This is a genomic window from Rummeliibacillus sp. GQ308, from assembly GCF_059759115.1.
Genome location: NZ_JCAXDQ010000003.1, coordinates 168,457 through 190,563, shown reverse-complemented (window position 1 = coordinate 190,563; position 22,107 = coordinate 168,457). Strand labels below are relative to the sequence as shown.

The 22,107-nt window shown below is 34.9% G+C and carries 24 protein-coding genes and 1 pseudogene; 16 read left to right on the top strand and 9 right to left on the bottom strand.

Annotated elements, in window-relative coordinates; translation table 11 throughout:
- Positions 1-3: 3 nt before the first annotated feature.
- The 9 genes and pseudogenes from AC6CHJ_RS13285 to AC6CHJ_RS13245 all read left to right on the top strand — a co-directional run bounded on the left by AC6CHJ_RS13285 (position 4) and on the right by AC6CHJ_RS13245 (position 7,146).
- The gene (locus tag AC6CHJ_RS13285; RefSeq protein WP_498288942.1) at positions 4-354 is read left to right on the top strand and encodes a MerR family transcriptional regulator; all 351 of its coding nucleotides are present in this window, start codon (positions 4-6) and stop codon (positions 352-354) included.
- Between the two features lie 515 nt (positions 355-869).
- Positions 870-1,322: an HIT family protein gene (locus AC6CHJ_RS13280; protein ID WP_498288940.1), complete on the top strand. Its 453-nt coding sequence runs from the start codon at positions 870-872 to the stop codon at positions 1,320-1,322.
- A complete protein-coding gene (locus tag AC6CHJ_RS13275) occupies positions 1,315-2,127 on the top strand; it encodes a PP2C family serine/threonine-protein phosphatase (RefSeq protein WP_498288938.1) in 813 nt (270 codons plus the stop codon). Before AC6CHJ_RS13280 ends, AC6CHJ_RS13275 begins: the two co-directional genes overlap by 8 nt.
- Before the next feature lie 412 nt (positions 2,128-2,539).
- The gene (locus AC6CHJ_RS13270; RefSeq protein WP_498288937.1) at positions 2,540-3,121 is read left to right on the top strand and encodes a hypothetical protein; all 582 of its coding nucleotides are present in this window, start codon (positions 2,540-2,542) and stop codon (positions 3,119-3,121) included.
- 622 nt (positions 3,122-3,743) lie between these two features.
- Positions 3,744-4,064 carry a PadR family transcriptional regulator gene (locus tag AC6CHJ_RS13265; protein ID WP_066790021.1) on the top strand — a complete coding sequence of 107 codons (321 nt, stop codon included), beginning with the start codon at positions 3,744-3,746 and terminating at the stop codon, positions 4,062-4,064.
- Positions 4,061-4,615, top strand: coding sequence for a DUF1700 domain-containing protein (locus AC6CHJ_RS13260; RefSeq protein WP_498288935.1), 555 nt, complete (start codon positions 4,061-4,063; stop codon positions 4,613-4,615). Before AC6CHJ_RS13265 ends, AC6CHJ_RS13260 begins: the two co-directional genes overlap by 4 nt.
- Positions 4,608-5,396, top strand: coding sequence for a DUF4097 family beta strand repeat-containing protein (locus tag AC6CHJ_RS13255; protein WP_498288934.1), 789 nt, complete (start codon positions 4,608-4,610; stop codon positions 5,394-5,396). Before AC6CHJ_RS13260 ends, AC6CHJ_RS13255 begins: the two co-directional genes overlap by 8 nt.
- A 114-nt stretch (positions 5,397-5,510) precedes the next feature.
- A pseudogene (locus tag AC6CHJ_RS13250) lies at positions 5,511-6,168 on the top strand (Type 1 glutamine amidotransferase-like domain-containing protein).
- A 477-nt stretch (positions 6,169-6,645) separates the two neighbouring features.
- Complete coding sequence (locus AC6CHJ_RS13245) at positions 6,646-7,146, top strand: DUF6584 family protein (protein ID WP_147197718.1); 501 nt, start codon at positions 6,646-6,648, stop codon at positions 7,144-7,146.
- A gap of 24 nt (positions 7,147-7,170) precedes the next feature.
- Here AC6CHJ_RS13245 and AC6CHJ_RS13240 read toward each other — a convergent pair whose 3' ends face one another.
- From AC6CHJ_RS13240 to AC6CHJ_RS13225, 4 genes are all read right to left on the bottom strand, one after another.
- On the bottom strand, positions 7,171-7,809 hold the full coding sequence (locus AC6CHJ_RS13240) for a hypothetical protein (RefSeq protein WP_498288932.1): 639 nt from the start codon (positions 7,807-7,809) through the stop codon (positions 7,171-7,173).
- Between the two features lie 443 nt (positions 7,810-8,252).
- On the bottom strand, positions 8,253-8,801 hold the full coding sequence (locus tag AC6CHJ_RS13235; protein WP_498288931.1) for a hypothetical protein: 549 nt from the start codon (positions 8,799-8,801) through the stop codon (positions 8,253-8,255).
- A gap of 452 nt (positions 8,802-9,253) precedes the next feature.
- Positions 9,254-10,303 carry a 2,3-butanediol dehydrogenase gene (locus tag AC6CHJ_RS13230; RefSeq protein WP_498288929.1) on the bottom strand — a complete coding sequence of 350 codons (1,050 nt, stop codon included), beginning with the start codon at positions 10,301-10,303 and terminating at the stop codon, positions 9,254-9,256.
- Between the two features lie 18 nt (positions 10,304-10,321).
- Positions 10,322-10,960 carry a GntR family transcriptional regulator gene (locus AC6CHJ_RS13225; protein ID WP_392996927.1) on the bottom strand — a complete coding sequence of 213 codons (639 nt, stop codon included), beginning with the start codon at positions 10,958-10,960 and terminating at the stop codon, positions 10,322-10,324.
- Positions 10,961-11,350: 390 nt separating this feature from the next.
- Here AC6CHJ_RS13225 and AC6CHJ_RS13220 point away from each other — a divergent pair, with 390 nt between their 5' ends.
- Entirely contained in the window at positions 11,351-11,833 is a 483-nt protein-coding gene (locus AC6CHJ_RS13220; RefSeq protein WP_498288927.1) for an NUDIX domain-containing protein, read from the top strand.
- 236 nt (positions 11,834-12,069) lie between these two features.
- Positions 12,070-12,450, top strand: a complete 381-nt coding sequence (locus tag AC6CHJ_RS13215) for a VOC family protein (protein WP_446739176.1) — start codon at positions 12,070-12,072, stop codon at positions 12,448-12,450.
- Between the two features lie 80 nt (positions 12,451-12,530).
- On the opposite strand, the gene AC6CHJ_RS13210 is transcribed toward AC6CHJ_RS13215, so the two are convergent.
- Together AC6CHJ_RS13210 and AC6CHJ_RS13205 are read right to left on the bottom strand one after the other, a co-directional pair.
- Positions 12,531-13,109: a TetR/AcrR family transcriptional regulator gene (locus tag AC6CHJ_RS13210; protein ID WP_150285247.1), complete on the bottom strand. Its 579-nt coding sequence runs from the start codon at positions 13,107-13,109 to the stop codon at positions 12,531-12,533.
- Positions 13,110-13,166: 57 nt separating this feature from the next.
- Entirely contained in the window at positions 13,167-13,910 is a 744-nt protein-coding gene (locus tag AC6CHJ_RS13205; protein WP_498288925.1) for an SDR family NAD(P)-dependent oxidoreductase, read from the bottom strand.
- Between the two features lie 426 nt (positions 13,911-14,336).
- Between AC6CHJ_RS13205 and AC6CHJ_RS13200 the strand changes: the two genes are divergently transcribed.
- Positions 14,337-14,873 carry a DUF3267 domain-containing protein gene (locus tag AC6CHJ_RS13200; RefSeq protein ID WP_147197733.1) on the top strand — a complete coding sequence of 179 codons (537 nt, stop codon included), beginning with the start codon at positions 14,337-14,339 and terminating at the stop codon, positions 14,871-14,873.
- A gap of 271 nt (positions 14,874-15,144) precedes the next feature.
- On the opposite strand, the gene AC6CHJ_RS13195 is transcribed toward AC6CHJ_RS13200, so the two are convergent.
- Positions 15,145-16,497, bottom strand: a complete 1,353-nt coding sequence (locus AC6CHJ_RS13195) for an MATE family efflux transporter (RefSeq protein ID WP_498288923.1) — start codon at positions 16,495-16,497, stop codon at positions 15,145-15,147.
- A gap of 140 nt (positions 16,498-16,637) precedes the next feature.
- Between AC6CHJ_RS13195 and AC6CHJ_RS13190 the strand changes: the two genes are divergently transcribed.
- From AC6CHJ_RS13190 to AC6CHJ_RS13180, 3 genes are all read left to right on the top strand, one after another.
- The gene (locus tag AC6CHJ_RS13190) at positions 16,638-17,318 is read left to right on the top strand and encodes a TetR/AcrR family transcriptional regulator (protein WP_147197737.1); all 681 of its coding nucleotides are present in this window, start codon (positions 16,638-16,640) and stop codon (positions 17,316-17,318) included.
- 111 nt (positions 17,319-17,429) lie between these two features.
- A complete protein-coding gene (locus AC6CHJ_RS13185; protein WP_498288921.1) occupies positions 17,430-18,245 on the top strand; it encodes a MerR family transcriptional regulator in 816 nt (271 codons plus the stop codon).
- A 60-nt stretch (positions 18,246-18,305) separates the two neighbouring features.
- Complete coding sequence (locus AC6CHJ_RS13180; protein ID WP_147197750.1) at positions 18,306-18,989, top strand: DUF554 domain-containing protein; 684 nt, start codon at positions 18,306-18,308, stop codon at positions 18,987-18,989.
- 5 nt (positions 18,990-18,994) lie between these two features.
- Here AC6CHJ_RS13180 and AC6CHJ_RS13175 read toward each other — a convergent pair whose 3' ends face one another.
- Together AC6CHJ_RS13175 and AC6CHJ_RS13170 are read right to left on the bottom strand one after the other, a co-directional pair.
- On the bottom strand, positions 18,995-19,696 hold the full coding sequence (locus AC6CHJ_RS13175) for a metallophosphoesterase family protein (protein ID WP_498288919.1): 702 nt from the start codon (positions 19,694-19,696) through the stop codon (positions 18,995-18,997).
- 194 nt (positions 19,697-19,890) lie between these two features.
- Entirely contained in the window at positions 19,891-20,850 is a 960-nt protein-coding gene (locus AC6CHJ_RS13170; RefSeq protein ID WP_498288917.1) for a polysaccharide deacetylase family protein, read from the bottom strand.
- 285 nt (positions 20,851-21,135) lie between these two features.
- Here AC6CHJ_RS13170 and AC6CHJ_RS13165 point away from each other — a divergent pair, with 285 nt between their 5' ends.
- Complete coding sequence (locus AC6CHJ_RS13165; RefSeq protein WP_498288915.1) at positions 21,136-22,104, top strand: tRNA dihydrouridine synthase; 969 nt, start codon at positions 21,136-21,138, stop codon at positions 22,102-22,104.
- The last annotated feature ends 3 nt before the right edge of the window (positions 22,105-22,107 follow it).

Below are 22,107 nucleotides of genomic sequence, written 5' to 3'. Positions count from 1 at the left end.
TTCGTGTATACAATTCAACAAGCGAGCCTCTTAATTGAAATTCCTGCAAGTTCAATTCGATACTACGAAAAGATAGATTTAATTCCACCAATTAAAAGAAATGAACAAGGGCATCGAATATTTGACGAACAAGATATTGAACTTTTAAAACTAATTAAGTGTTTTCGAAGTCTAGGGATGTCAATTGAGGGTATAAAAGAAAATATTTCAACGTTGAGATTAGAACATGAAGAGATTAATACGCAAGCTATACTAATCCAGCATAAGAAAAAACTAGAAGAGCAAATTGGTGTTTTAAATTCATTTATAAGTGAAATTGATCAGAAAATCATTAAATTACCAGATACAGAATAAAAATAATCTATAACGATTAAGCTGCGTGCTTCTATTTTATTGACCACAGTCCGAACGCCCTACATGTTGAATGTGTGGCGGTTTTAGAGTTAGTTTAATACTACTTCACTGGGAAAATGTGTTTTGAAAGGGTTAGTAAAGATCATAAATGTTTGGGATGAACTTCTCTAGATGATAGCTTTGCAAATTGTTTTTTTCTACACTTTTAAGAGCAAAATCATAGTTAGAATTATTAATACTCCATGTTGCTACAGACAAGAAGTAATGTGAAGTGTTTGCGTGATTGGAAATAGTATAAGTTATTAAATAAAGAACGAATTCTGTAAAAGGAATTCGTTCTTTTTTTATTGAACTAACGACGTAACTCAATTTAATAATCATATTAGACTTCTTCAACAATAGGGCCATATTGTGGAATAAGACTTCTAAGTTGAATAGTAATATTTAGGAAATTATACAAATACTATAATGTTTATATTATAATTCTATAAATACTTAAAAGGGGGATAATTCAAATGAATGACTGTTTTATTTGTAATAAACACGCTGGGAATATTGAAACTTCTGGAGTTATGATTTATGAAGATGAATATGTGTATGTGGGACACATTGATAGAAATGGTAAAGCCAACCATTTAGGTTATATTATGATTGACCTAAAAAGACACATACCGACACTTGCTGAAATGACAGTAGAAGAAGCAAAAGCATTCGGTGTTATTATGGCTAGAGTTAGTAAAGCAATAAAAGATTCAGAAAACGCTGAGCATATCTACTCGCTTGTTTCGGGGAATTCTGTTCCGCACCTTCATATGCACCTAGTTGCTCGTTATCCTAATACACCAAAAGAACATTGGGGACCAATGGAGGTTTACGATTGGGAAGATGCACCTATGGGTGAAAATAATGAGGTTATTGAACTTTGTAATCGTCTTAAAACATATTTAGAGAATAATCAATATGAATAATAATTTCAAAGATTTTAGTTGGGTTGGAAGTCAAGAAAACTTCGTGGATAAAGTAAAAATCCAGTATTTAAATCATATAATTGTGGGACGATATGGTGGAAATTCGAATGCAGGGCAATATAAGAATGAAGATGGATGTCTTGTATGGTTTAACGAAAAAGAAGATTGGGAGTTCGTTATTGCTTTAGATGCACATAACACAGCTGAGAGTGCCGAAAGAGTATTAGGATTGTTTGAAAATGAAAAGGCTCAAATAAAGCATTTATTATCAATGGAGACAACTCAAAAAACTTTTAAGATGCTAGATGAAAAGATATTAAGTATGTTTCAATCTAGGGAATTCTTATCTACTTGCAGAAATATAAAAGGAGAAACTGCTTGTTTAATTGTTGTCAGAAAAGATAAATATATTTGGTGGTTTTCTGTTGGGGACTGCGTTCTTTTTTTATTTCACCCAGAATTATCTGCGTTAGGTCAATACCAAATAAATCAAAGACAATTCTATGAATGGATTGGACAAGTCAATACTTTTGAGCAAGAAGTACCTTGTTACAGTGTGGGTATAAAAGAATTAAGACAAGGAGAAAATCGCCTTTTTCTAACCACAGATGGTCTAATTGAATGTCCTAATGAACCATATTCAAAACCAAAAAACATTTATAATTCATTCGTTAATTCTAAGGATGAGGAAAGCATTAAAACAATGTTTCAAAACATCCGAGAAAACAATGTACGAGATAGCACTACCATAATTTCCTGGAAAGTAAATATTATAAAGGAAGTTACTATACCAAGTAATCAATAAGATTAACTACTGATTGGTATGCTAAATGTGAGGTTAAATACTTAAGATCTTCAACAATCGGGCGCTATCCTTGAAAAAGGATAAGCGCTTCTTTTCATTAAAGAGCCTTATAATTGAACAACACCTTTAAAGAAATAAGGATGTTTATGTTAAAATTCAGGTGAGATTGTAAAGATATACTGAAGCTATTAAGGCCGGTTAAATTCCCATATGCCCCACAAGCGATAATGAAGAGTGGGTTAAAAAGATATTAGATTTCAAGACCGGGGCAAATGCAACATCTGTTGCTTTTAATTACAGGTTTCGGGGATCAATCAAAAAAATATTTTTTTAATAATACTTATCAAGCTCTTAATAAATTAGCTCTTAATAAATTTGAATAAACACTTTTAGTTTTAGAGGAGAAAGAAAAATGGGATTTTATGCATTAAAAGATAATTTTGATGAAGGATTTACAACAGCTTATTGGAACAACAAGAATATTACTAACTATACATGTGAAGTTTGTGAAGGAATTAATAGCGAAAATAATGGTCCGCTTGTTATCTCTTTTGATGGAAAAGGGGATATGGCTGACTATTATCGAATTGTAAAATGGCATACTATAAGTCCAAAACTCATGCAAGTTCTTGTAGATAACAAGATAACAGGTATTCGATTTAAAGATATTTTAATAGATGATGAAAAGGGAAATTTACTAACTACAGATTTAAAACAATTAGATGTTTATGGAAGAAGTGGACTTCTAACAGATTTAAATGGAGATGAAATACCTAATTGTCCAGTCTGTCATAGAGTCACTCCCGAAAACCTTGAAGGACAAAAAGGATTATCAATCAACTTAGACAAATGGGATAAATGGGATGGTTCAGACATGTTTTACTATGATAATTGGGTAGGAAATATCATTGTGACAGAAAAAGTGAAGGAAATCATTGAAAGAAATAACATTACGAATATTTATTTCGTTAATATACATTCATATGATTTATGAATCAGTTTTGAGGATAGTAATCTTCAATAATCGGGTGCGATTGCGAAATAAGAGTTTGTTTCCTTCTGCAACTATAGATTATTTCAGTTGCAAAAGTATAAGGGGAAATAGGCTAAATCCCACTAAAACAAGAACCGAGTCTATATAATTCCCATTAGCATCAATGTATTTCCACATGTATCTCGCACATTGTGAAGCAGCCGCTTGATTGGAGTTAGTATAATAATTTACGAAGAACGAATTCTGATTTGGAATCCGTTTTTTGTTTCTTAGAAAAGGACTAGAGATTTGTTTGTTGAATTTATTGAACTAACAGAATTGCTCAGTTTTATAGCGGTATTTAGACTTGATCAACAATCGGTCCATAATATGGAGTACGCTTCTTTTATGAAAAGTTACCAAACGTGAACTGAGCCACAATTGTAAAATGCAAATAACAAGAAGATGAATTTTGCTTTCAATCAGTCTGAAATTTATTTACAGTTTTAAGTGTTTTTTTATTTTAGTACCTTGCATTATACAGTAGTGTGTAGTAAATTACATTACAAGAGTTATTATTTTTTGTTCAGTACTGTTTAATGTGTAGTAGTACTTACATATACCATAAAGGAGCTGCGGTTTATTGAATGTACAATTTAAGAAAGGCATCTTGGAACTATGCGTGCTTGTGTTGCTTGATAAGAAAGACCGGTATGGCTACGAGCTTGTTCAAGAAATTTCTGATCAGATTGAAATATCGGAAGGGTCCGTTTATCCGCTGTTACGAAGATTGACGAAGGAGGAATACTTTACGACATATTTACAAGAGTCATCAGAAGGGCCACCACGTAAGTATTATAAACTAACCGATAAAGGGCGGGAATATCTTTACGAATTGCTGACAGATTGGAAAGAGTTTTCTAATGGCGTAAATCAATTAATTGAGGAAGGGGTACGCAAATGAACAAAGAGCATTTTTTAAAGCAGTTAGAAAGTTCTCTAAAAAAGCTTTCTTTAGAAGAAAAACAGGATATACTGCAAGATTATGAGGAGTACTTCTCAATAGGAATCGAAAAGGGGAAATCGGAGCAAGAAATCGCAACATCCCTTGGCCAACCAAAAAAAATTGCGAAGGAGCTGCTGGCTTCCTATCATCTTGATATGGTCGAACAAAAGACTTCTGCAAGAAATATTACAAGCGCAGTTTGGGCGGTGATTGGATTGGGATTCTTCAATTTCCTTATTGTCTTCGCACCATTTTTAACTTTGGTATGCCTTGTAATTTCAGGGTGGTTAGTTTCTGCAGCATTTATTCTTTCACCACTCGGAATCTTAATTAATCTATTTATTGCTCAATTTAGAATAGCTGATATGTTCTTATCGCTTTGTCTTTGTGGGATTGGAATATTCATAGCGATGGGGATGTTTGTTGCGACTAAAGCTATAACTAATGGATTTATTCGTTACTTGAAATATAACATTACTTTTGTGAAAAGAGGGATAAAGTATGAATAAAAAGTTATCAATCCTTGCCCTGCTTCTATTATTAATTGGTGGTGTAGGCAGTTACTTTACATTGTCACAATCTTATCAGGAAGAAATTACGTCAGAGAAAAAGGTAAGTACTGATATGGTAGAGGAAATCCAAATTTCCACTGATAATGCAAGTGCAGAAGTTCTCCCAACTTCGGATACAGAGACTAAAGTACAGCTTGTAACAAAAGGTGTGGACGTTTCTAAGTTGGATTTTACTGCCAAAGTAGAAGGAAAGAAATTGATTATTAGGTTAAAAGATAAAAGGACCTTCTATATTGGATTTAACATACAATCATCTCATTTATACGTATATGTCCCACAAAAATTGTATCACTCCATTGTGATTGATAATGATAATGGAAAAGTAAAAATGTCGGAGCTGAATGTAAAGAATCTGAATGTGCAAACAGATAATGGCCGCATCGAATTAAATAAAATTGTATCAGAAAACGTTGATGTGAGAAGTGCAAATGGCAAGATAAATCTTAATGAAGTGGAAGGAAATATTAAGGGCTCAGCAAATAATGGTAAAATAGTGCTCATTACAAAGGATTTAGATCGGAATATACAATTAGAAAGCGACAATGGAAAAATTTCAATTAAAACGGAGAAGGAACCGACTAATACCACTTTTAAAGTATCCTCCGACAATGGGAGTATCAATATCCTCGATAAATATGAGGGGAATACAGTCATTGGAAAGGGCGAAAATCATGTTGATTTAAAATCTAATAACGGGAAAATCGAAGTGGTAAAATAGAATTTTTAATTACGATAAAGAAGAACTGTTATATGTACTACCAAGGATGAAAAATGAAAACAGAATGAGTAACGCAGAAATTTATATTATTTACACTTTACTTAGGGAGGACTTATGAGATCTCACTATTATTTAGGATGGTTTAACGACTTTTTTCCAGAGAATCTGGTCAGGGTGTTGTGTGAGGATATTACTGATAGAAAATCGGTTGTTATGATTAGCTCAAATCCAGACTTTTTTGAAGAAAATGGCACTGCTGAACGCTCCTGGCTTGACCAGGCGGGCATTATGTTCAATGAATATCATTTAATTAATTATCATGTACAGAAGGAAGATGCCCAAACCTTAATTCAAAATGCTTCAGTCATTTTCTTGTTGGGTGGAGATACTCTTAAACAAAATGCTTTTTTGAAGGAATATGAATTGTTGGATGAGGTTAAAAAAAGCAGTGCCGTTGTGATGGGGGCAAGTGCTGGTGCAATCAACATGTCCGCTAAATGGTTATGCTCGAAAAACTTTGGCTATGAAGTAGAAACAAGTTTTGTTTATGATGGAATCGGTCTTGACAAATTTCTCTGTTCTATCCCATTTTGATCTTGAAAATAACATTACATTGGTAAAAGACGAACTGTCTCCCTTATCGGAGAAAATAAATATTTATGCGACAAACAAAGATTGTGCTGTACGTGTAAAAGGAGATAAAATAGACATTTTAGGCAACGTATTTTTAATTTCCCACTCTAAGATTCAGAAATTGGATGAGACTCTCTAATGGATATTGCTTGGAAATTGGAGAATTTATTAAAGAACTAATTAGTAGATCATTTACAACTAACAAAGTGATTTAGTTGAATAAGCAACAGTAGAAGACGAATAAGAAAATAGACTCTATCTCACTACAAAAGGAACCGAGCCAAGATATATTAAACCTAATAGCATCAATGTGTTTTCATATGCACTTCGCACATGTTGAGTGTTAGCGCAACTTATTTTTAAAAAAGGCAACTAACCCTTATGGATGTTGCCCTTTTTAAGGTATTGTATAAGTACAGTTTCACAATAATTCTTTTAGAAGTTATCCATGTCGAAACAATAAAACGACAGCTTATTGGCTGAGTGTGCATCCTGTCCCTTTTGAGGGCTTATCCCATTAATTGAGATTTTTTTAGGGTAACAATTAAAATAATGAAATAAAAATACCATCATGAACTAATTAGAAAAAGAGTAATTTCCATAAAAGAGGGCGTTCATAATAGAAAAGAAAATAGCTAAGACTTTAAAACGAATAGAAGAGGATATTAAAAATGATGACTTGGGGAAAGCAAGGGATAGATTACATGGATTAATTTCAACCTTTCCGAATGAATTAGATCTACGTAAAAAGTTAGGAGACATTTATTTTAAATTAAAGTATCCTGCAATGGCTGGCCGATACTGGTATTTAGAGAAGAATAAGACTCCAGGAATGATAAAAGCGTGTATTGTATTCGAAAACTCCATGGGGAATGACGTTAATAAAATAGCCAGAGCCTTGAAGTATAAAGGTGACATTGAAATTTTAAAAGGACTGGAATTAGACCCAGAACTATTATCAATACAACATAAAGTAAAAGAAAAAATAATAGAAGAATCAGATGAATCAAAAGAAGATAACCATAAACCGGTGATTTTCGGTTGCCTATCCATAATGATTTTAATAATTACTTTTACATTAGTTGGAGTCTATACAGTTTTTAATTGGATATTTTAATATGTTTTTTTGTATTTTTTTATGTTACCCATCTATCTTATATTTGTTAAACGCTTTAGTGGGCTGTTTACGCTTTTCAAAGATTTCGGTGTCATGGTAAGGAGCTTCTAAGTTCTCCCAATTGAATTGATCATCAACGCATGCTACATATAAATCATAGCCTTCACCATCATTTGGGAAAAACACATCTTTTTTCTCTCCGTATTGAAGCGCTTGAGTAATTTGATCTTGTAGTCTTTGAAGAGCAGCTCGATTACCAACGATATATGCGTTATCATGCCACATTTGTTGACCATAAATGTGTAAAGTTTCTTCTTCTTCAAAATATTTTATTGATGCTTCGATTTGCGCAATCATTTTGATAGGTTCATCGTCCGTAATAAACATGTCTTGGTGAAACGAAGAAAAGCCCTTTGACTGTAGTTTATCTATAAACCGATTCTTTAAAGAACATTCCTGTACGAATAAATATATTTCTTGATGTATTTCACTCTCATACAAGATAACCTGAATAAACTCTGAATTTCTTTTGAATATAAACTGTTTAAAGTTCGGCAGTAAAACTTTTTCTTCCGCTAAGAAAAAGCCTTTTGATGAAATAACGATTCTCGAAAAATGGAAATGCTGTTTGTAGCTAGAAGTGTACCAATATAAGTTACTCATATAAGACTCCTTTTTTAGTTGGTTTTATAATTCAATGAGAAAAAAAGATTGAAGGTCGAATAACATGAAGAAATTTCTTCATTGGATAGGTTTAGCAATCATTAATTTGTTTGGAATAATTATAAGTTTATTCACTTCAATGGATTTGATTAGTTCGTCTAATAGCAGCTTAAATACAAGGGAAATCGATAGAAACATAGAAAAGCTAGAGAATTAGCATGGTTTAATGAGTTATAAACGTCATCTCAAAAGTTTTTATGTAAATTTAAAAGTAAGAAAATATCTTCAAAGTCATATTCTCGTTTCACGTCTACAAAATAGTGAAAAATCGAAGAAAAAATTTATTCATTTGTTAGAAGAGGTAGCGCAATTACGCGAGAGAAATATAATTTAAAAACCGCAGTTACTCACATTGATAAACCGTTATAAAAGTAAGTGCGGTTTTAAAGGTTTTCCTTATTCTCAGAGATACGCATAGTGGTAGCATCGAAAATCAATTTTATAGGCTGTCCTTCAAGAAATGTTTCAGCGCTTATGTGAAGTAAATGACCTTCCCAATCATTAAATTGAATATAACCTACAGGTATAGGGTTCTCTATAAGTTTAGAATTCTCTCGTTGAACTAATTCTTCTATTGATTTAATGATTGTAAAAATTGTATAGTAGTCTGAAAATAGCGGCCTTCCCTCTGGGGAAAAGATTACATTTCTAATTGAAAGACCCCTTTCGCAGAAGTCAAGTACTTGATAATTTGATAGGGTTTCACAATCTATCTCATATAAAAATGTATCGGTAAGAACATAACAAAATTTGTTTTTAGGAGAGAGGGCGACAGTGTTAGGTTTGCCTTGAAATTGACCATAAAACTCATTGTAATTTTCATCTTCGAATTTCACCCAAGTCCACTCTGCAGTCGAGAATGGAGCAACAAAAATTTGTTCTGGATATTTTCCTGAAATGGGCTGTTTAGTAATTTTTGCGGATAATAGCATTTGAATGTCACCTTCTTAATTATTCAATCTGTTTATATGGTTTATTATATAGTATTTCTATAGTTATTTATTTTTTGTTGGCAACTAGTTAAAAGAGGGTGAGGGTTCCTTCTTTTAGTATACTGTTAATCTCAATCATTCATGTGCCTATAAACTTTTTACGATTGCCATACCTAAGCCAGTTACCTTCAAGTTCTGGTAATATTAAAATTGAGCTACTATGATAAGAAAACTCATATTATTGGTGATGGCACTAATATACTTTTAACTGAAATGGAAGATGGTAGTATTGTGATTAATAGAAACATGGAATATTAATATAAGATAAAAGTAAATTAAGGAATCTCCACTTCTAAGGTAAATATCATATCATCATTAGAATGTATAAAAAGAGCATAGCTATTTCAGCTGTGCTCTTTTTTAGCTTAGATATATATTAATCTCTCAATATATTATTTTTCGCCACTCATCGCAACTAGGATTTTAGATTGAGTTTTGTCGTTCGTTAACGTTACGAATCCGTTATCAACAATTTCATCTAGTTCAATTTGACTTGTGATGATACCTTGTGGATTTAGTTGGCCAGTGCTCATTGCATCAATTGTTCTTTGGAAAATTGATGGTGTGTAGACAATGGAAGATAAGATATTTACACCTGTGTTTGTAAGTTGAATTGGATTCCATTCGATAGGTCTTGCAAAAATTGAGACTATCATCATGTTACCACGTGGTTTAGTTACATCAATTGCTTGTTTAAAAGTAGGAGCAACGCCCGCCACTTCAAAGGATACATCCACCCCGTTTGCAGCAATTGTACGAACCGCTTCTACAGGGTCTTCTTTGCCTGAGTTAATAACATGTGTTGCACCTAATTCTTTTGCTTTTTCTAATCGACTATCAGATAAATCCAATACGATAATTTTGCTTGCACCTGAAGCTTTAGCAGCAATTACTGTAAATAACCCAATTGGTCCAGCACCGAACACTGCAACTGAATCTCCTAAAGTAACGCCTGCATCTTTCACAGCTTGTACTGCAACAGCCATTGGTTCTACTAACGCGCCATCTTGTAATGTTAGGTTTCCTGGTAAACGATGTAACGATGTGACAGGAACATTGGCATATTCCGCAAATCCACCGTCTCCATGCAATCCAATGAAATTAAACCCATCATAACGATCGACATCTTCATGTTTTTTTCTATATGTTAATGTAGGGTTAATTACTACACGGTCTCCAGATTTAAAGTTAGTCACTTTAGAGCCGACTTCTTCAATAATACCAGCAAATTCATGACCCATTGTGATTGGAGCCAATTCACCTGTTAAATCAGCTTTCGCATCAACAGGAATGAAGACAGGTCCTTCTTGATACTCATGTAAGTCACTTCCACAAATGCCTGCCCATGCTACTTTTACTTTCACTTCATCTTCTCTTAAAGCTCTTAATTCAACCTCTTCAACTCTAATATCTTTTACACCGTGCCAAACTGCCGCTTTCATATATATTACCCCCATAAATTAATTAAAATGGTGCCATAATATAACATCTTTAATAGCCATTCGGGCCTTTTCGAAATCCGACAATTCTATACACTTAATAAAGGTATAAATGGATTCATGATAGGATTCAAGTAGATTCATTTTCCATTTTGTTTGAGCTGCTACATTTGTAACAAATATAGTTTCTTTAAAGAACCGCAGCATCGCAATATTTCCTGAAACCTCAAAAAACACTTCTAACAAGTGAGCAAATGAAACAACATATTCATAAATATTCTCAGCTGACTTTTTTTGCTTCATCGATTCAAAACGAAGCATTAATTCATTTTGCAAATCGGAATTCCATTTCGGTTTACAACTGGTAAGAGCAAAATTCAAAAGGGAATAAAGGGCTTCCAAATAATCCTTCAATTCCTGATCTGAAATAGTCTTTACTCTTACTCCTTTATGTTGTACTTTTTCAACCACACCATCTTTTTGCAAAAGATAAAGAGCCTCTCGGACAGGCGCATGACTTACTTGCAGCTCTTTTGCTATTTCTGCTTCTATCAATCGCTGACCTTGCTCATAATAGCCTGAAAATATGCGGAATAATAATTGTTCAGCTATTTGTTCTGAAATTGTTTTTTTTGAAATTGGATTTTCATTGAACCCCATCAAACCACTCCAATAAATTTAATCCTTATATTTTAACATAGTTTAATGTATAGAGTAGCTAACTAAGAGTGTTATTGATTATGGATTATAAATTATAGATTATCGATAATCTATGTGTAATACTTTAATATAAAAATTCATTCGTTACAATAAAAATGTTTTGAGACTATTTTTTGTTAATTTCATAATTAATGAGGGACTGTAAATAATGGTATGAATTCAATATAAATTTTCATTTATAGTATTTTAAATCTATCGTCATGTGTTTATAAGCTATAGAAGTTCACCTTAATAGCATTTGGTTATAGAATTGATATATCTAATGAAAAGAATATAAGCTGTTTGAGGTTGTGTTAAGAAGAGCAATAAAATTCAGTGAGGGGTGTTGGAATGAGTAAAAGAAATATTGAAATTCCTGTATGCTGTAAGGGGATTGCAGTGGTTTTTTTGAAGAAGTTTGGTGAGGAATATAAAGTGCTTTTGCTAAAACGAGCGACTCCTATTTTGAAAGATGCATGGTGTTATATTGGCGGGAGTATTGAAGAAGGAGAGAGTGCATGGCAATCTGCTTTTAGGGAAATTGAAGAGGAGACTGGAATCACAGAGATTTCACTATATACTTCGAATAAATTCGATCAATTTTACTCACCTCATGAAGACTATATTTATATGGCACCGGTGTTTGTAGGGTATGTGAATGACGACCAGAATGTAAACTTAAACTATGAACATAGTGAGTATAAATGGCTAAGTTTTAATAAAGCAATTGAACAAGTCACCTTGCCAGGAAACGATGAAGTACTTACTTTTATTGAAAAGCATTTTGTGAAAAATACTCCCTCTAAGTTATTGCGTGTAAGAAATTATAAGTAGACTCAGAGCGAGATAAGAGAAATTAATTAGTTACTCAGCTCATGTTATGGCTGAACAAACGGGTCTATTGTTGGTTAGAAATTTTGAGTGATTTCGCCAATACATTTGAAGGACGATAAGATTATTTCAATATATTTTAGAAAATTCATAACTTTATTGAAGAGTTACTCAAGAAATGGTAGAATTCAAAGACTTCTAGTTTAACACATAACAAACGAACAAAAGGGGTGTTATCCATGATTAACAATGTAGGTCAAATCATGTTGTATGTAGACGACCAAGACAAGGCAAAGGAGTTTTGGACAGAAAAAGTAGGGTTTAGTGTGATTTCGGAGGAAGATAATGGACAAGGTATGAAATGGATTGAGATTGCTCCAACCAAAGAAGCTGAAACAAGTATTATCCTCCATAACAAGGAGCTTATTGCGAAAATGTCGCCTGAGTTAAACCTTGGAACACCTTCTTTGATGTTCTTTTCAAACAACTTCGAAGGACTATATAGCGATTTATCAAACAAACATGTGACAGTCGGAGAAATCGTAAATATGCCATCAGGTAGAGTATTTAATTTCGCAGATAGTGAAAATAATTACTTTGCTGTAATGGAAAAAAGATAAAAATAAAAGAGCTAGTACGAATGAAGAGTCTGATGGATAACTCTTTGGTACTAGCTCTTTGTTTAACCTTCTAGAGAGTGTTAGTCAATATAAGGACCATATATAGAAATTTCAATTAAACTGTTCGCCATTTCTTCAGGGCTTGTTTCATAATTTTCTTTGATCCAAAAGACGATGCTTTCAACATAAGCGCCGGTTACATAAGAGATAATTAAGTCTATCTTTACACGCAGCTTTTTATCCTGTAGCGCGTAATAAATACCCTCTGTTATATATTGCTTCATAATTTCTTTTACGCCATTGATAAAGATCGCATCGGGTTGATAAACAAAGAATGTCTCATATGCAATATGCTTCGCTTGAATATGTTGAAACAACAGCATTAGGTTTTCGGGAATTTCTTTCTTAGGAATCTCAGATAAACGCCTCGGATTTTTAATTGTTAATGCTTTTTTTAATTCAGCTAAAACACTTTCATGGATATCCAAGCGAAGTTCTTGGATATCTTTGTATAATTTATAAAAGGTAGGCCTAGTTACTTCAGCTGTATCACATAGTTGCTGAATCGTAAACTGGCCTTGTCCTTTTAATTGCAATGTTAAATACGCTTCATGCAATTTTTCTTTTGATTTCAATTGTCTTGGATCTATACGTTTCATTTATTTATCACCCAATACAATTGTATCACGATTTAATTTGGACTAACCACCTATACATTAAAGAGCAGTCCAACCACCATCAATCACAAGCTCTGCACCTGTCATAAAGCGTGATTCGTCACTCGCTAAGAATACTACCCCATGTGCCACATCTTCTGGATTACCAAAGTAAGGTAATTGTGTATGCATTTTATAATATGGCATTGCATCTTCCATTGATGGAGCAGTCATTGGTGTAACAATAATTCCTGGATGTACAGAGTTTACACGGATTTTGTCTTTACCGTATTCAACAGCAGCGGATTTTGATAAAGAGCGTAATGCACCTTTTGCTGCTGTGTATGGGCTTGAGCCTGCCATCCCTACAATGCCTCCGATAGAAGAGATGTTAATGACAGAACCGCCACCAACTTTTTGCATTTCAGGAATAGCATATTTCATGCCCAATACACAACCGTTTAAGTTAATGTCCATTACCCAGTTCCACTCGTCCATTTCCATAGTTGCGAAGTTTTTGCTCATCGCAACGCCTGCATTATTAACAAGTACGTCTACTTTACCATATAGCTCAACTGTTTTAGCTACAACGGCTTTCCATTCTTCTTCAGATGCTACATTTTGTTTAATACCAGTGATTTCTCCACCAGCTGCTTTCACATCAGCCACTACTTCATTTAATTTTTCTTCATTTAAGTCAGTCGCTACTACTTTTGCGCCTTCCTTCGCAAATAAACGAGCTTCTGCTGCACCCATACCATTTGCTGCCCCTGTAATAATCGCTACTTTTCCTTGTAATCTCATTGTCCATACCCTCTTTATTGATAATTTTTTGGATTGTAATAAAGCTAAAGCTTAATACTTTCCTTTCAAAACTAATTTACATATTGTAAATTAGTTTTGATTTATGAGATACATTTTAGTGTATCAAGTACAAAAAGTAAATGGTAAATATAAACAACTGTTTATTATATAAAATAGTTGTCGATTGAAACATTATTACAAGAATGCATAATAGTTAGCGTTTGCTAAATAGAATGCTTTCTTTGTTTTGTTTACAACATGTAAATGAGTTTTATTTATGATTAGATGAACGAAGGAGAAAAGCTATTTTCTAAGACTCGGTTAGTTTGTTCTTTTTTAGAAGGAGTAAAGGTATTTTTGAAGAATTATTATAGTAGGTTGGTTTATGAAATTTATCTATGGAAATGAAGGGGGGAATGGACGTTTATGATACTATGGTTTCGCCACTTGCCAAGATTAAATATAGATTTAGCAGAGTGGAATCCTTTTATAAAAAATAATTGGTTTCGAGAACACTTTATGAAGTTTGTTTATTTACTCCAAATCATTATTCTGCTGATGCCTAACTTTTTTTATATAGGTTTCGGTTCTCTTAATATATTCACTCTTTTCTTATTAGGTATATTAATCTTGATCCCTCATGAATTGCTCCACATCATCGTCATAAACAAAAAAGGTAATATAAGCTTAACATTTCGGGGTGTATTTTTCTGGCTACATACAGATGCCATTTTATCTAAAACTAGATTTTGGATTTTTATGAGTTTCCCCTTGATTGTATTATCAGTAGTGCCTGCTTTATTCTCATTCCTTGCATCCGGGAATATCAAATCAACTTTATTAATTATCAGCTGGATCAATTTATTGATTTCTGCCGCTGATATTATTAATTCCTTTTTAATTGCCATTAAGCCAAAGAACTCTATATTTTATAGAGGCTATTACCGCGTGGAAAAGAATTAAATACATAACTCTAGCAGGAGGGTGAAGATGCTAAGAAGAAGCCCTTCAGAATGGTACGATTAACGAGGAATTATATAACTTGGCGTGGGAAGAAAGAAAAAAGCTAGCAAGTATAATAAAGGATAAAGAATTTGGATTAATAGAATGACAGAGACTCATAAAGAGTATCTATTAAAGAATGCTAAATTGGATTGTTGAAAGTAGTTTGAAACTCTAAAAAGGCAGGGTTGGAGGTTACTCTTACTCTGCCTTTACAAGTATATATATGTTTTTACTGTACCAAGCTATCAATCTCTGGTTGCAGCTTATTTCGTAAAACATATAGCATAATAGCGCCAACAAGGAATGCGACGGCTTCTGCAATAACTAATGACCAGATTACCCCATGGAAGCCGTTTGTTTTATTTGCGATAAATAATACTGGAATCAGTGTAATTCCTTGAATTATAGACATGATGAAAGCAGCTGTACCTTGAGCTGTTGCTTGGAAAATCCCCGTAAACAAGGTCGTAATGCCTGTAATGAACAAGGATAAAAATGTCACATGCAAAATATAGCTGCCCATATCAATTAATTGCGGGTCATTTGTAAATAGGCCAACTAAGTGATCGGAAATCAAATAGACAACAATGCCGAACAGGACTGCTAACGCAACAATTGTTTTAATAGTAAAACCAATCGTTTGCTTCATGCGTAATTTATTCGCTGTAAAAGAGAAAGCAATCAACGGTACAACACCCTCGCATAACCCCATCAGAATAAACTCTGGAAATTGTAATAAGCGCGATGATATACCATAAGCCGCTACTGCCTGGTCGCCATATTCAACAAGAAAATGGTTCAGAATGAGTGACATGGCACCTAAAAAGATACTCATTATAAAGACGGGAATCCCAATTTTTAATACATTACTCAGAATCTCTTTGTTCGCCTTAAACCATTTTATAGAGATAGTTAAAAATTGGCTTTTATTACTCAGATGGAAGGCGTAAAATGCACTCGTAACTATATTTGAAATGACAGTAGCAGAAGCGACGCCTATTACACCCCAGTGCAACACGAAGATGACGACCGCATCGAGAATAATATTTACAACAACACTGAGAATCATACCGACCATCGAGGTGATAGCCGCACCCTCTGAGCGCACGATATTTTCTAATGTGAAGAATAAAATGACAATGGGTGAACCAAGAATCATGATCATGACATAGTCCTTTGTGAATTGGAATGATTCAGATGTTGCCCCAAGACCGTGCACAATAGAATTAATGAACGGGAGACCCGCCATGATTACAATAACTCCCAGAACTAAACTGCTGTAAAAAGCGAAAGATGATACATGCTTTACAGAGTCATATTTTTTCTCTCCGAGTAAGCGGGAGATGAATGTGCCGCTACCCATGCCAATTAAGTTGCCTAGCGCCATAATGAATGCAAATAATGGCAAAGTTAATGCGAGTGCCGTCAACATGGTCGTATCGTGAAGTGTACCTAGGAAGTAGGCATTTAAGATGGAATAGATCACACTCATCGAAGTGCCAAGCATCATCGGCACTGCAAAATGAGCTACAGCTTTTGCGACTGGTGATTCTTCAAAATAATAGATATTATCTTTATCCATAGTGGATCACTGCTTTCTGTAAGTATTTTGATATCTTAATCTAACGGTGTAAGGTTGAGCCTTACAGTGTTAGATGTTATCATGGGTTTAATAATCTGTAAAGAAAAAACTTACACTGTTAGATAAAAGGGTGGATGATGATGAAAAAACAGCAGCCTCAAATTTCAGAAGATAAAATTTTAGAAACTTCATGGGAGCTTCTAGGGGAAAACGGCATTGAAAAATTCAGCATGAGACGATTGGCCGATCGCTTAGGAATACAGGCGCCTTCTCTATACTGGTATTTCAAGAGCAAACAGAATCTCTACCAGCGTTTAGCGAATCAGATATCCAAAATCATTTTAGAAGAGTTCCATTCAGAAGGGGATTGGAAGGAGCAGCTAACAGAGCTTGCGGTAACTGTGCGAAGTGTGCTGAGCCGATATCCTTGTTCTACGCAGCTCATGATGATGACACTGCCTCACGAGCCAGACATCATTCGATTTACGAACCGTATGCTACTTTGCGTGGAATCTACTCCGCTTAAGCAAGAGCAAAAAATGCAGGTAGTGACTACGCTTGTAAACTTTGTTTTCTACTTCGTGCTAGATGATTATCAACATGAGCGCAATATTTCCGTTATGCTGAAGGAACAGAGTGAGCTTCCGGGAGAGCAGATGATTAATCTTCTTAATTCAATGAGCGATAGCGATGCAGGACTGTTTCGGAGAATGTTCACGAATGGCTTGTTTGAGCTGATGGGGACAGATGAGGCCTTTGATTTTGGCTTAAAGCTCATTCTATATGGTGTAGAACGGGTGATAGAGGAGCAAGTGAAGTAATCAAATTACTCTTTTCAAGCGACAAACTAAACTAATAATGCAGTTCCTACAGAGTGTGAAGGAACTGCATTCATCCTTAAGGAAAATGTACATGGCTAAAGGGGGATGGAGATGAAGAATAAATTCTCAATAGGTGAAATGGCGAAGCTTCATAATACGACCATCAAAACCTTGAGATACTATGATGATATTGGGTTGTTGAAGCCGATTCAAACTGATTCGCACAACGGGTATAGATATTATTCAACCGAACAATTTGAGCAACTCAACACCATCCATTATTTAAAGCAGTTAGGTTTTTCCTTAAAAGAAATCAGTAAACATTTGGAGCATCGGGATATTGATGGATTCCTGGAATTGCTGCAGAAACAGAAACAACTAACGGAAATGAAAATAAAAGAGTTAGAACGGATAAACCGTAGATTTGAAACACGAATAAAAGAGATCTATTCTGCAAGAGAAATAAGGGAATTGGAAGTTGTCTCGATAAAGCATATAAAAGAGAGAAAAGTCGTAAGGTTAATGGAGAAGATTCAGTCGGAGCCAGAATTAGAAGTATCCTTACGCCAATTAGAGAACATAGCCAATATGAATTCTTCTATATTTATTGGTGGTGTAGGGCTCACAGTGAGTCTCGAACATATTAAAAATAACAAATTCGATGTATATAACTCCATATTTATTCTCCGGGAAGAAGATAAGCAAAATTCATTAGAGACCACTATCCCTGAAGGACAGTATGCATGCATCTATTACAGGGGGAATCACAGCGATTCTCCCCGTTATTACAAAATCCTGTTGAATTACATACAAGCCCAGCGTTTTCATATTATAGGGGATGCAATAGAAAGAACTATCATTGACCATTTTATTTCGGGAAGTAAAGAGGACTACCTGACAGAAATTCAAATTCCAATAAAGTATTGACCCTTCCCTTACAGGAGGGTTTATATTTTTAGTAAGAACATAGAGATAAGGAGAAGGAATATGTACGGTACAATCTTTAATACACTCATGATAATCATTGGAAGCATTGTGGGAAGTGTCTTTAAGAAGGGAATCAAGGATGAATATCATACGATTCTGATGCAGGCCATGGGGTTAGTTGCCATGGGATTAGGCATCAATGCTATCGTGCAACATTTGCCTTCCAGCCAATACCCAGTGCTTTTTATTGTTAGTTTAGCGATTGGGGGATTGCTCGGCCAAAGACTTGATTTGGAAGGGAAATTCAATGCTTTAGTAAATAAATATTCTAAGGGTAATTTAGCTGAAGGGTTATCAACTGCCATCTTATTATTTTGTATTGGTACATTGTCTATTATCGGCCCTATAGAGGCTGCATTAAAGGGCAATTATACATACCTGCTTGCGAATGGAATGCTGGATGGAATCACGTCGATTGTTTTAGCCTCTACATTCGGAATAGGGATCGCTTTTGCTGGGATTGTTTTATTTCTATGGCAAGGATCTATTTATTTAATCGCGTTGTTAATGGAGAGCACCATTAATAATAGTCTTCTAAATGAAGTAACAATTGTAGGTGGTTTCTTGATATTGGCTTCTGGTTTAAGCATTTTGGGCATTAAGAAATTTAATACGTTAAATCTGTTGCCATCACTACTGATTCCACCGTTTCTATTTTTAATTATCCATTTTTTCCATTTATAATAAGATTAATCAACGTAGTAAACTTTCGAATTTAAAACGTCTAAACAATTCAACCTTCCACCATATGCACAGCCACCATCAATGCCAATAATGCGATTATCTCCAAAATAAACATCGTTGCTTTCGTGCAAATAATTGGTTGGTGTATGTCCAAATACAACAGTTTTATCGCCATTATATCCTTTGTGGAATTCTTCGCGAATCCACACTAATGTATAAGGCTCTGTTGACTCTATTGGTGTTTCAGGGTGAACGCCTGCATGAACAAAAATATGGGTGTCTGTTTCATAGTAGTATTGAAATTCTTTTAATATTTCAATGTGTGGGCGGATGTCATCGTTTAATTTAATAGGCTCAGGCATTTCAGTAGTTGTATACCAATACTCTGCATCGTCTTTTTCAATGGTATATCCATAGTTTTGAAGGGTTTTTATGCCACCGTTATAAAGCCATCTTTTCAAATGCATCGGATTACCATCAAAAGCATCCATCATCATCATTTCATGATTGCCAATTAAAGCAATAGCTCCCTCACTTTTCAACTGAATCACTTTATCCAAAACGGCTCTCGAATGAGGGCCTCGATCTACATAATCACCTAATAACAGCAATTGATCTAGGTTTTTGTCATATTGCACAAGCTCTAAGAGTCGCTCGAATTTTTCTAAATCCCCATGAATATCACTTATAGCTAGGATTCTTTTCAAAACACACATCTCCTTTAACTGTTAAAATGGTTTGTTTTAATAGTAACAAATCTATTTTTACTTTTATACTAGTTTTGTAAAAATTCAATCAATAAGGTTCTAAAATGAAATAGCTTTATAATCCTGCTAATTTTTAACGAATAAAGTAGACGCCCAATATGATGGACGTCTACTTTATTCACTATTCTACTGGATTATTTAAATAAGCTGCAACGATTACTGCATTGAAAGGTATATGGCGCCATGTTGTTGGCTAGGGTTTTTGTGTGATAGCCATTGTTATTCAGATAGGTTAATAGTTTTGGCAAATGGCGGATGGTCTCTGGTTTATCATGCATCAGAACAATTGGGGCCTGGCCCAATTTGTCCCATGATTGGATATCGCGGATTGTTTTTTGGACATAGCGCTGGTCTTTCAATGACCAATCATCCGAATCCACAGTCCAGTCCCAAATTTTAAAGTGTTGTTCCCCTAATAAAAGTCGCATATCGATTGTTAGATATGGGATGCTTCCATATGGCAAACGGATGAGTTGAGAATGTACTGCCGCAACATTTTGTAGGATTTCTTGAGCTTTCAACATTTCGTTTAGCGGTGCACTGGCTGCTGCGCTGTATAGTTTATTGGCATCGTGTGACATACTGTGCAACCCGACCCCAAACCCTTCATTCACCATTCTTTTAATTACTTTAGGATGGGCCTTAATATTAGAGCCAATCATGAAGAAAGTTGCTTTAGCATGATAGCGGTCAAGTATATCAAGCAAATGGCCGGATTCAAGAGTAGGGCCGTCATCAAAAGTCAGATAAACGGTTTTCCTCCTGTGTTCTTTTTTTAGATGATTGATTGCTTTTTTATGTACAACTTCCTCATGTGCGGTTTCCTTTTTCCTTTCTTTTTGCGTTATTTTCCGGTTTTTATCCGAATTCTTCTTTCCGGCTTGTCCGGTTACATTTGAAGAGGCAGTCGGCGATTTCTGGCTTTTCTTTTCTTGTGGGGTTGCGGCCTGCTTTTTTTTAACCGCAGGATTATCATTATCTGCTGAGGATCCAATAGGGCCAATCAAATAAACGCCCAGCAGGATTGCTGCGAGTATAACTCCTAAGCCTATGCTGACTTTCCCTTTCGCTCTCTTTTTTCCTTGTCGTTTCATCTTTCGAGCAACCTCTCTTTCTTAGTGTGTTTTGTATGATGGATTGAACCTGATTTTTGCGCTATTATGCATTTACCTTTATTAATATGACTTACCAGCACTATGAAAAGTTTTGAGGAAAACAAAATGTTTGTATTTGGTGGTTTCTTTTAAAAAAGAGTTTAAGAAAAAATGGATTAAAGATAAAATAGAAAAGCTAGGTTATACTCTAGAAATAGAATGTGTTAAATTCATAAACAATGTAAATAGGATGTACAGGATATAGATGAAAGGATTTGTATGAATATGAAAGAAAACTTTTGGCGTGACTTGCCACGACCATTCTTTGTGCTGGCTCCCATGGAGGATGTGACTGATGTTGTATTTCGCCATGTCGTGAGCAAAGCAGGACGTCCGGATGTATTTTTCACCGAGTTTACAAACACGGATAGTTATTGCCACCCAGAAGGAAAGAACAGTGTGCGTGGACGTTTGACTTTTACGGAAGACGAACAGCCAATGGTGGCACATATCTGGGGAGACAAGCCCGAGTATTTCCGTGAAATGAGTATCGGAATGGCGGAGATGGGGTACAAAGGCATCGATATTAATATGGGCTGCCCTGTTCCAAACGTAGCGTCTAGAGGAAAGGGTAGCGGTCTTATTCTTCGACCAGATGCAGCTGCAGAAATCATCCAAGCAGCAAAAGCAGGAGGACTGCCTGTTAGTGTTAAAACAAGGCTAGGCTACTCAGATCTAAATGAGTGGGAGGACTGGCTAGCGCATATATTGAAGCAGGATATTGCCAACCTTTCGATTCATTTGCGAACAAGAAAAGAAATGAGTAAAGTAGATGCCCATTGGGAGATGATTCCGGCAATCAAGGAATTACGTGACCGTATTGCACCTGACACAATGCTTACCATCAATGGAGACATTCCTGACCGACAAAAAGGTCTTGAGCTTGCTGAACAATATGGAATAGACGGCATCATGATTGGTCGCGGTATCTTTAAAAATCCGTTTGCGTTTGAAAAAGAACCAAGAGAGCATAGCAGCCAGGAGCTTCTAGATCTTTTAAGATATCAGCTAGATTTGCACGATCAATATCAAGAACTAGTGCCACGTTCCATTTCGGGACTTCATCGTTTCTTCAAGATCTATGTCAAAGGATTTCCTGGTGCTGGCGAATTGCGAAATCAATTGATGCACACGAAATCTACGGATGAAGTGCGTGCGCTGATTGATGGTTTTGAAGTAAAGAATGTTGATTAGAAA

What these genes read in the sequence shown, in the direction of transcription:
- AC6CHJ_RS13185 (WP_498288921.1), top strand. Translation starts at nt 17,430, where the DNA reads ATGAAGAATAAATTCTCAATAGGTGAAATGGCGAAGCTTCATAATACG.
- AC6CHJ_RS13275 (WP_498288938.1), top strand. Translation starts at nt 1,315, where the DNA reads ATGAATAATAATTTCAAAGATTTTAGTTGGGTTGGAAGTCAAGAAAAC.
- AC6CHJ_RS13230 (WP_498288929.1), bottom strand. Translation starts at nt 10,303, where the DNA reads ATGAAAGCGGCAGTTTGGCACGGTGTAAAAGATATTAGAGTTGAAGAG.
- AC6CHJ_RS13210 (WP_150285247.1), bottom strand. Translation starts at nt 13,109, where the DNA reads ATGAAACGTATAGATCCAAGACAATTGAAATCAAAAGAAAAATTGCAT.
- AC6CHJ_RS13180 (WP_147197750.1), top strand. Translation starts at nt 18,306, where the DNA reads ATGTACGGTACAATCTTTAATACACTCATGATAATCATTGGAAGCATT.
- AC6CHJ_RS13270 (WP_498288937.1), top strand. Translation starts at nt 2,540, where the DNA reads ATGGGATTTTATGCATTAAAAGATAATTTTGATGAAGGATTTACAACA.
- AC6CHJ_RS13280 (WP_498288940.1), top strand. Translation starts at nt 870, where the DNA reads ATGAATGACTGTTTTATTTGTAATAAACACGCTGGGAATATTGAAACT.
- AC6CHJ_RS13255 (WP_498288934.1), top strand. Translation starts at nt 4,608, where the DNA reads ATGAATAAAAAGTTATCAATCCTTGCCCTGCTTCTATTATTAATTGGT.
- AC6CHJ_RS13205 (WP_498288925.1), bottom strand. Translation starts at nt 13,910, where the DNA reads ATGAGATTACAAGGAAAAGTAGCGATTATTACAGGGGCAGCAAATGGT.
- AC6CHJ_RS13170 (WP_498288917.1), bottom strand. Translation starts at nt 20,850, where the DNA reads ATGAAACGACAAGGAAAAAAGAGAGCGAAAGGGAAAGTCAGCATAGGC.
- AC6CHJ_RS13260 (WP_498288935.1), top strand. Translation starts at nt 4,061, where the DNA reads ATGAACAAAGAGCATTTTTTAAAGCAGTTAGAAAGTTCTCTAAAAAAG.
- AC6CHJ_RS13195 (WP_498288923.1), bottom strand. Translation starts at nt 16,497, where the DNA reads ATGGATAAAGATAATATCTATTATTTTGAAGAATCACCAGTCGCAAAA.
- AC6CHJ_RS13215 (WP_446739176.1), top strand. Translation starts at nt 12,070, where the DNA reads ATGATTAACAATGTAGGTCAAATCATGTTGTATGTAGACGACCAAGAC.
- AC6CHJ_RS13220 (WP_498288927.1), top strand. Translation starts at nt 11,351, where the DNA reads ATGAGTAAAAGAAATATTGAAATTCCTGTATGCTGTAAGGGGATTGCA.
- AC6CHJ_RS13240 (WP_498288932.1), bottom strand. Translation starts at nt 7,809, where the DNA reads ATGAGTAACTTATATTGGTACACTTCTAGCTACAAACAGCATTTCCAT.
- AC6CHJ_RS13225 (WP_392996927.1), bottom strand. Translation starts at nt 10,960, where the DNA reads ATGGGGTTCAATGAAAATCCAATTTCAAAAAAAACAATTTCAGAACAA.
- AC6CHJ_RS13235 (WP_498288931.1), bottom strand. Translation starts at nt 8,801, where the DNA reads ATGCTATTATCCGCAAAAATTACTAAACAGCCCATTTCAGGAAAATAT.
- AC6CHJ_RS13200 (WP_147197733.1), top strand. Translation starts at nt 14,337, where the DNA reads ATGATACTATGGTTTCGCCACTTGCCAAGATTAAATATAGATTTAGCA.
- AC6CHJ_RS13190 (WP_147197737.1), top strand. Translation starts at nt 16,638, where the DNA reads ATGAAAAAACAGCAGCCTCAAATTTCAGAAGATAAAATTTTAGAAACT.
- AC6CHJ_RS13165 (WP_498288915.1), top strand. Translation starts at nt 21,136, where the DNA reads ATGAAAGAAAACTTTTGGCGTGACTTGCCACGACCATTCTTTGTGCTG.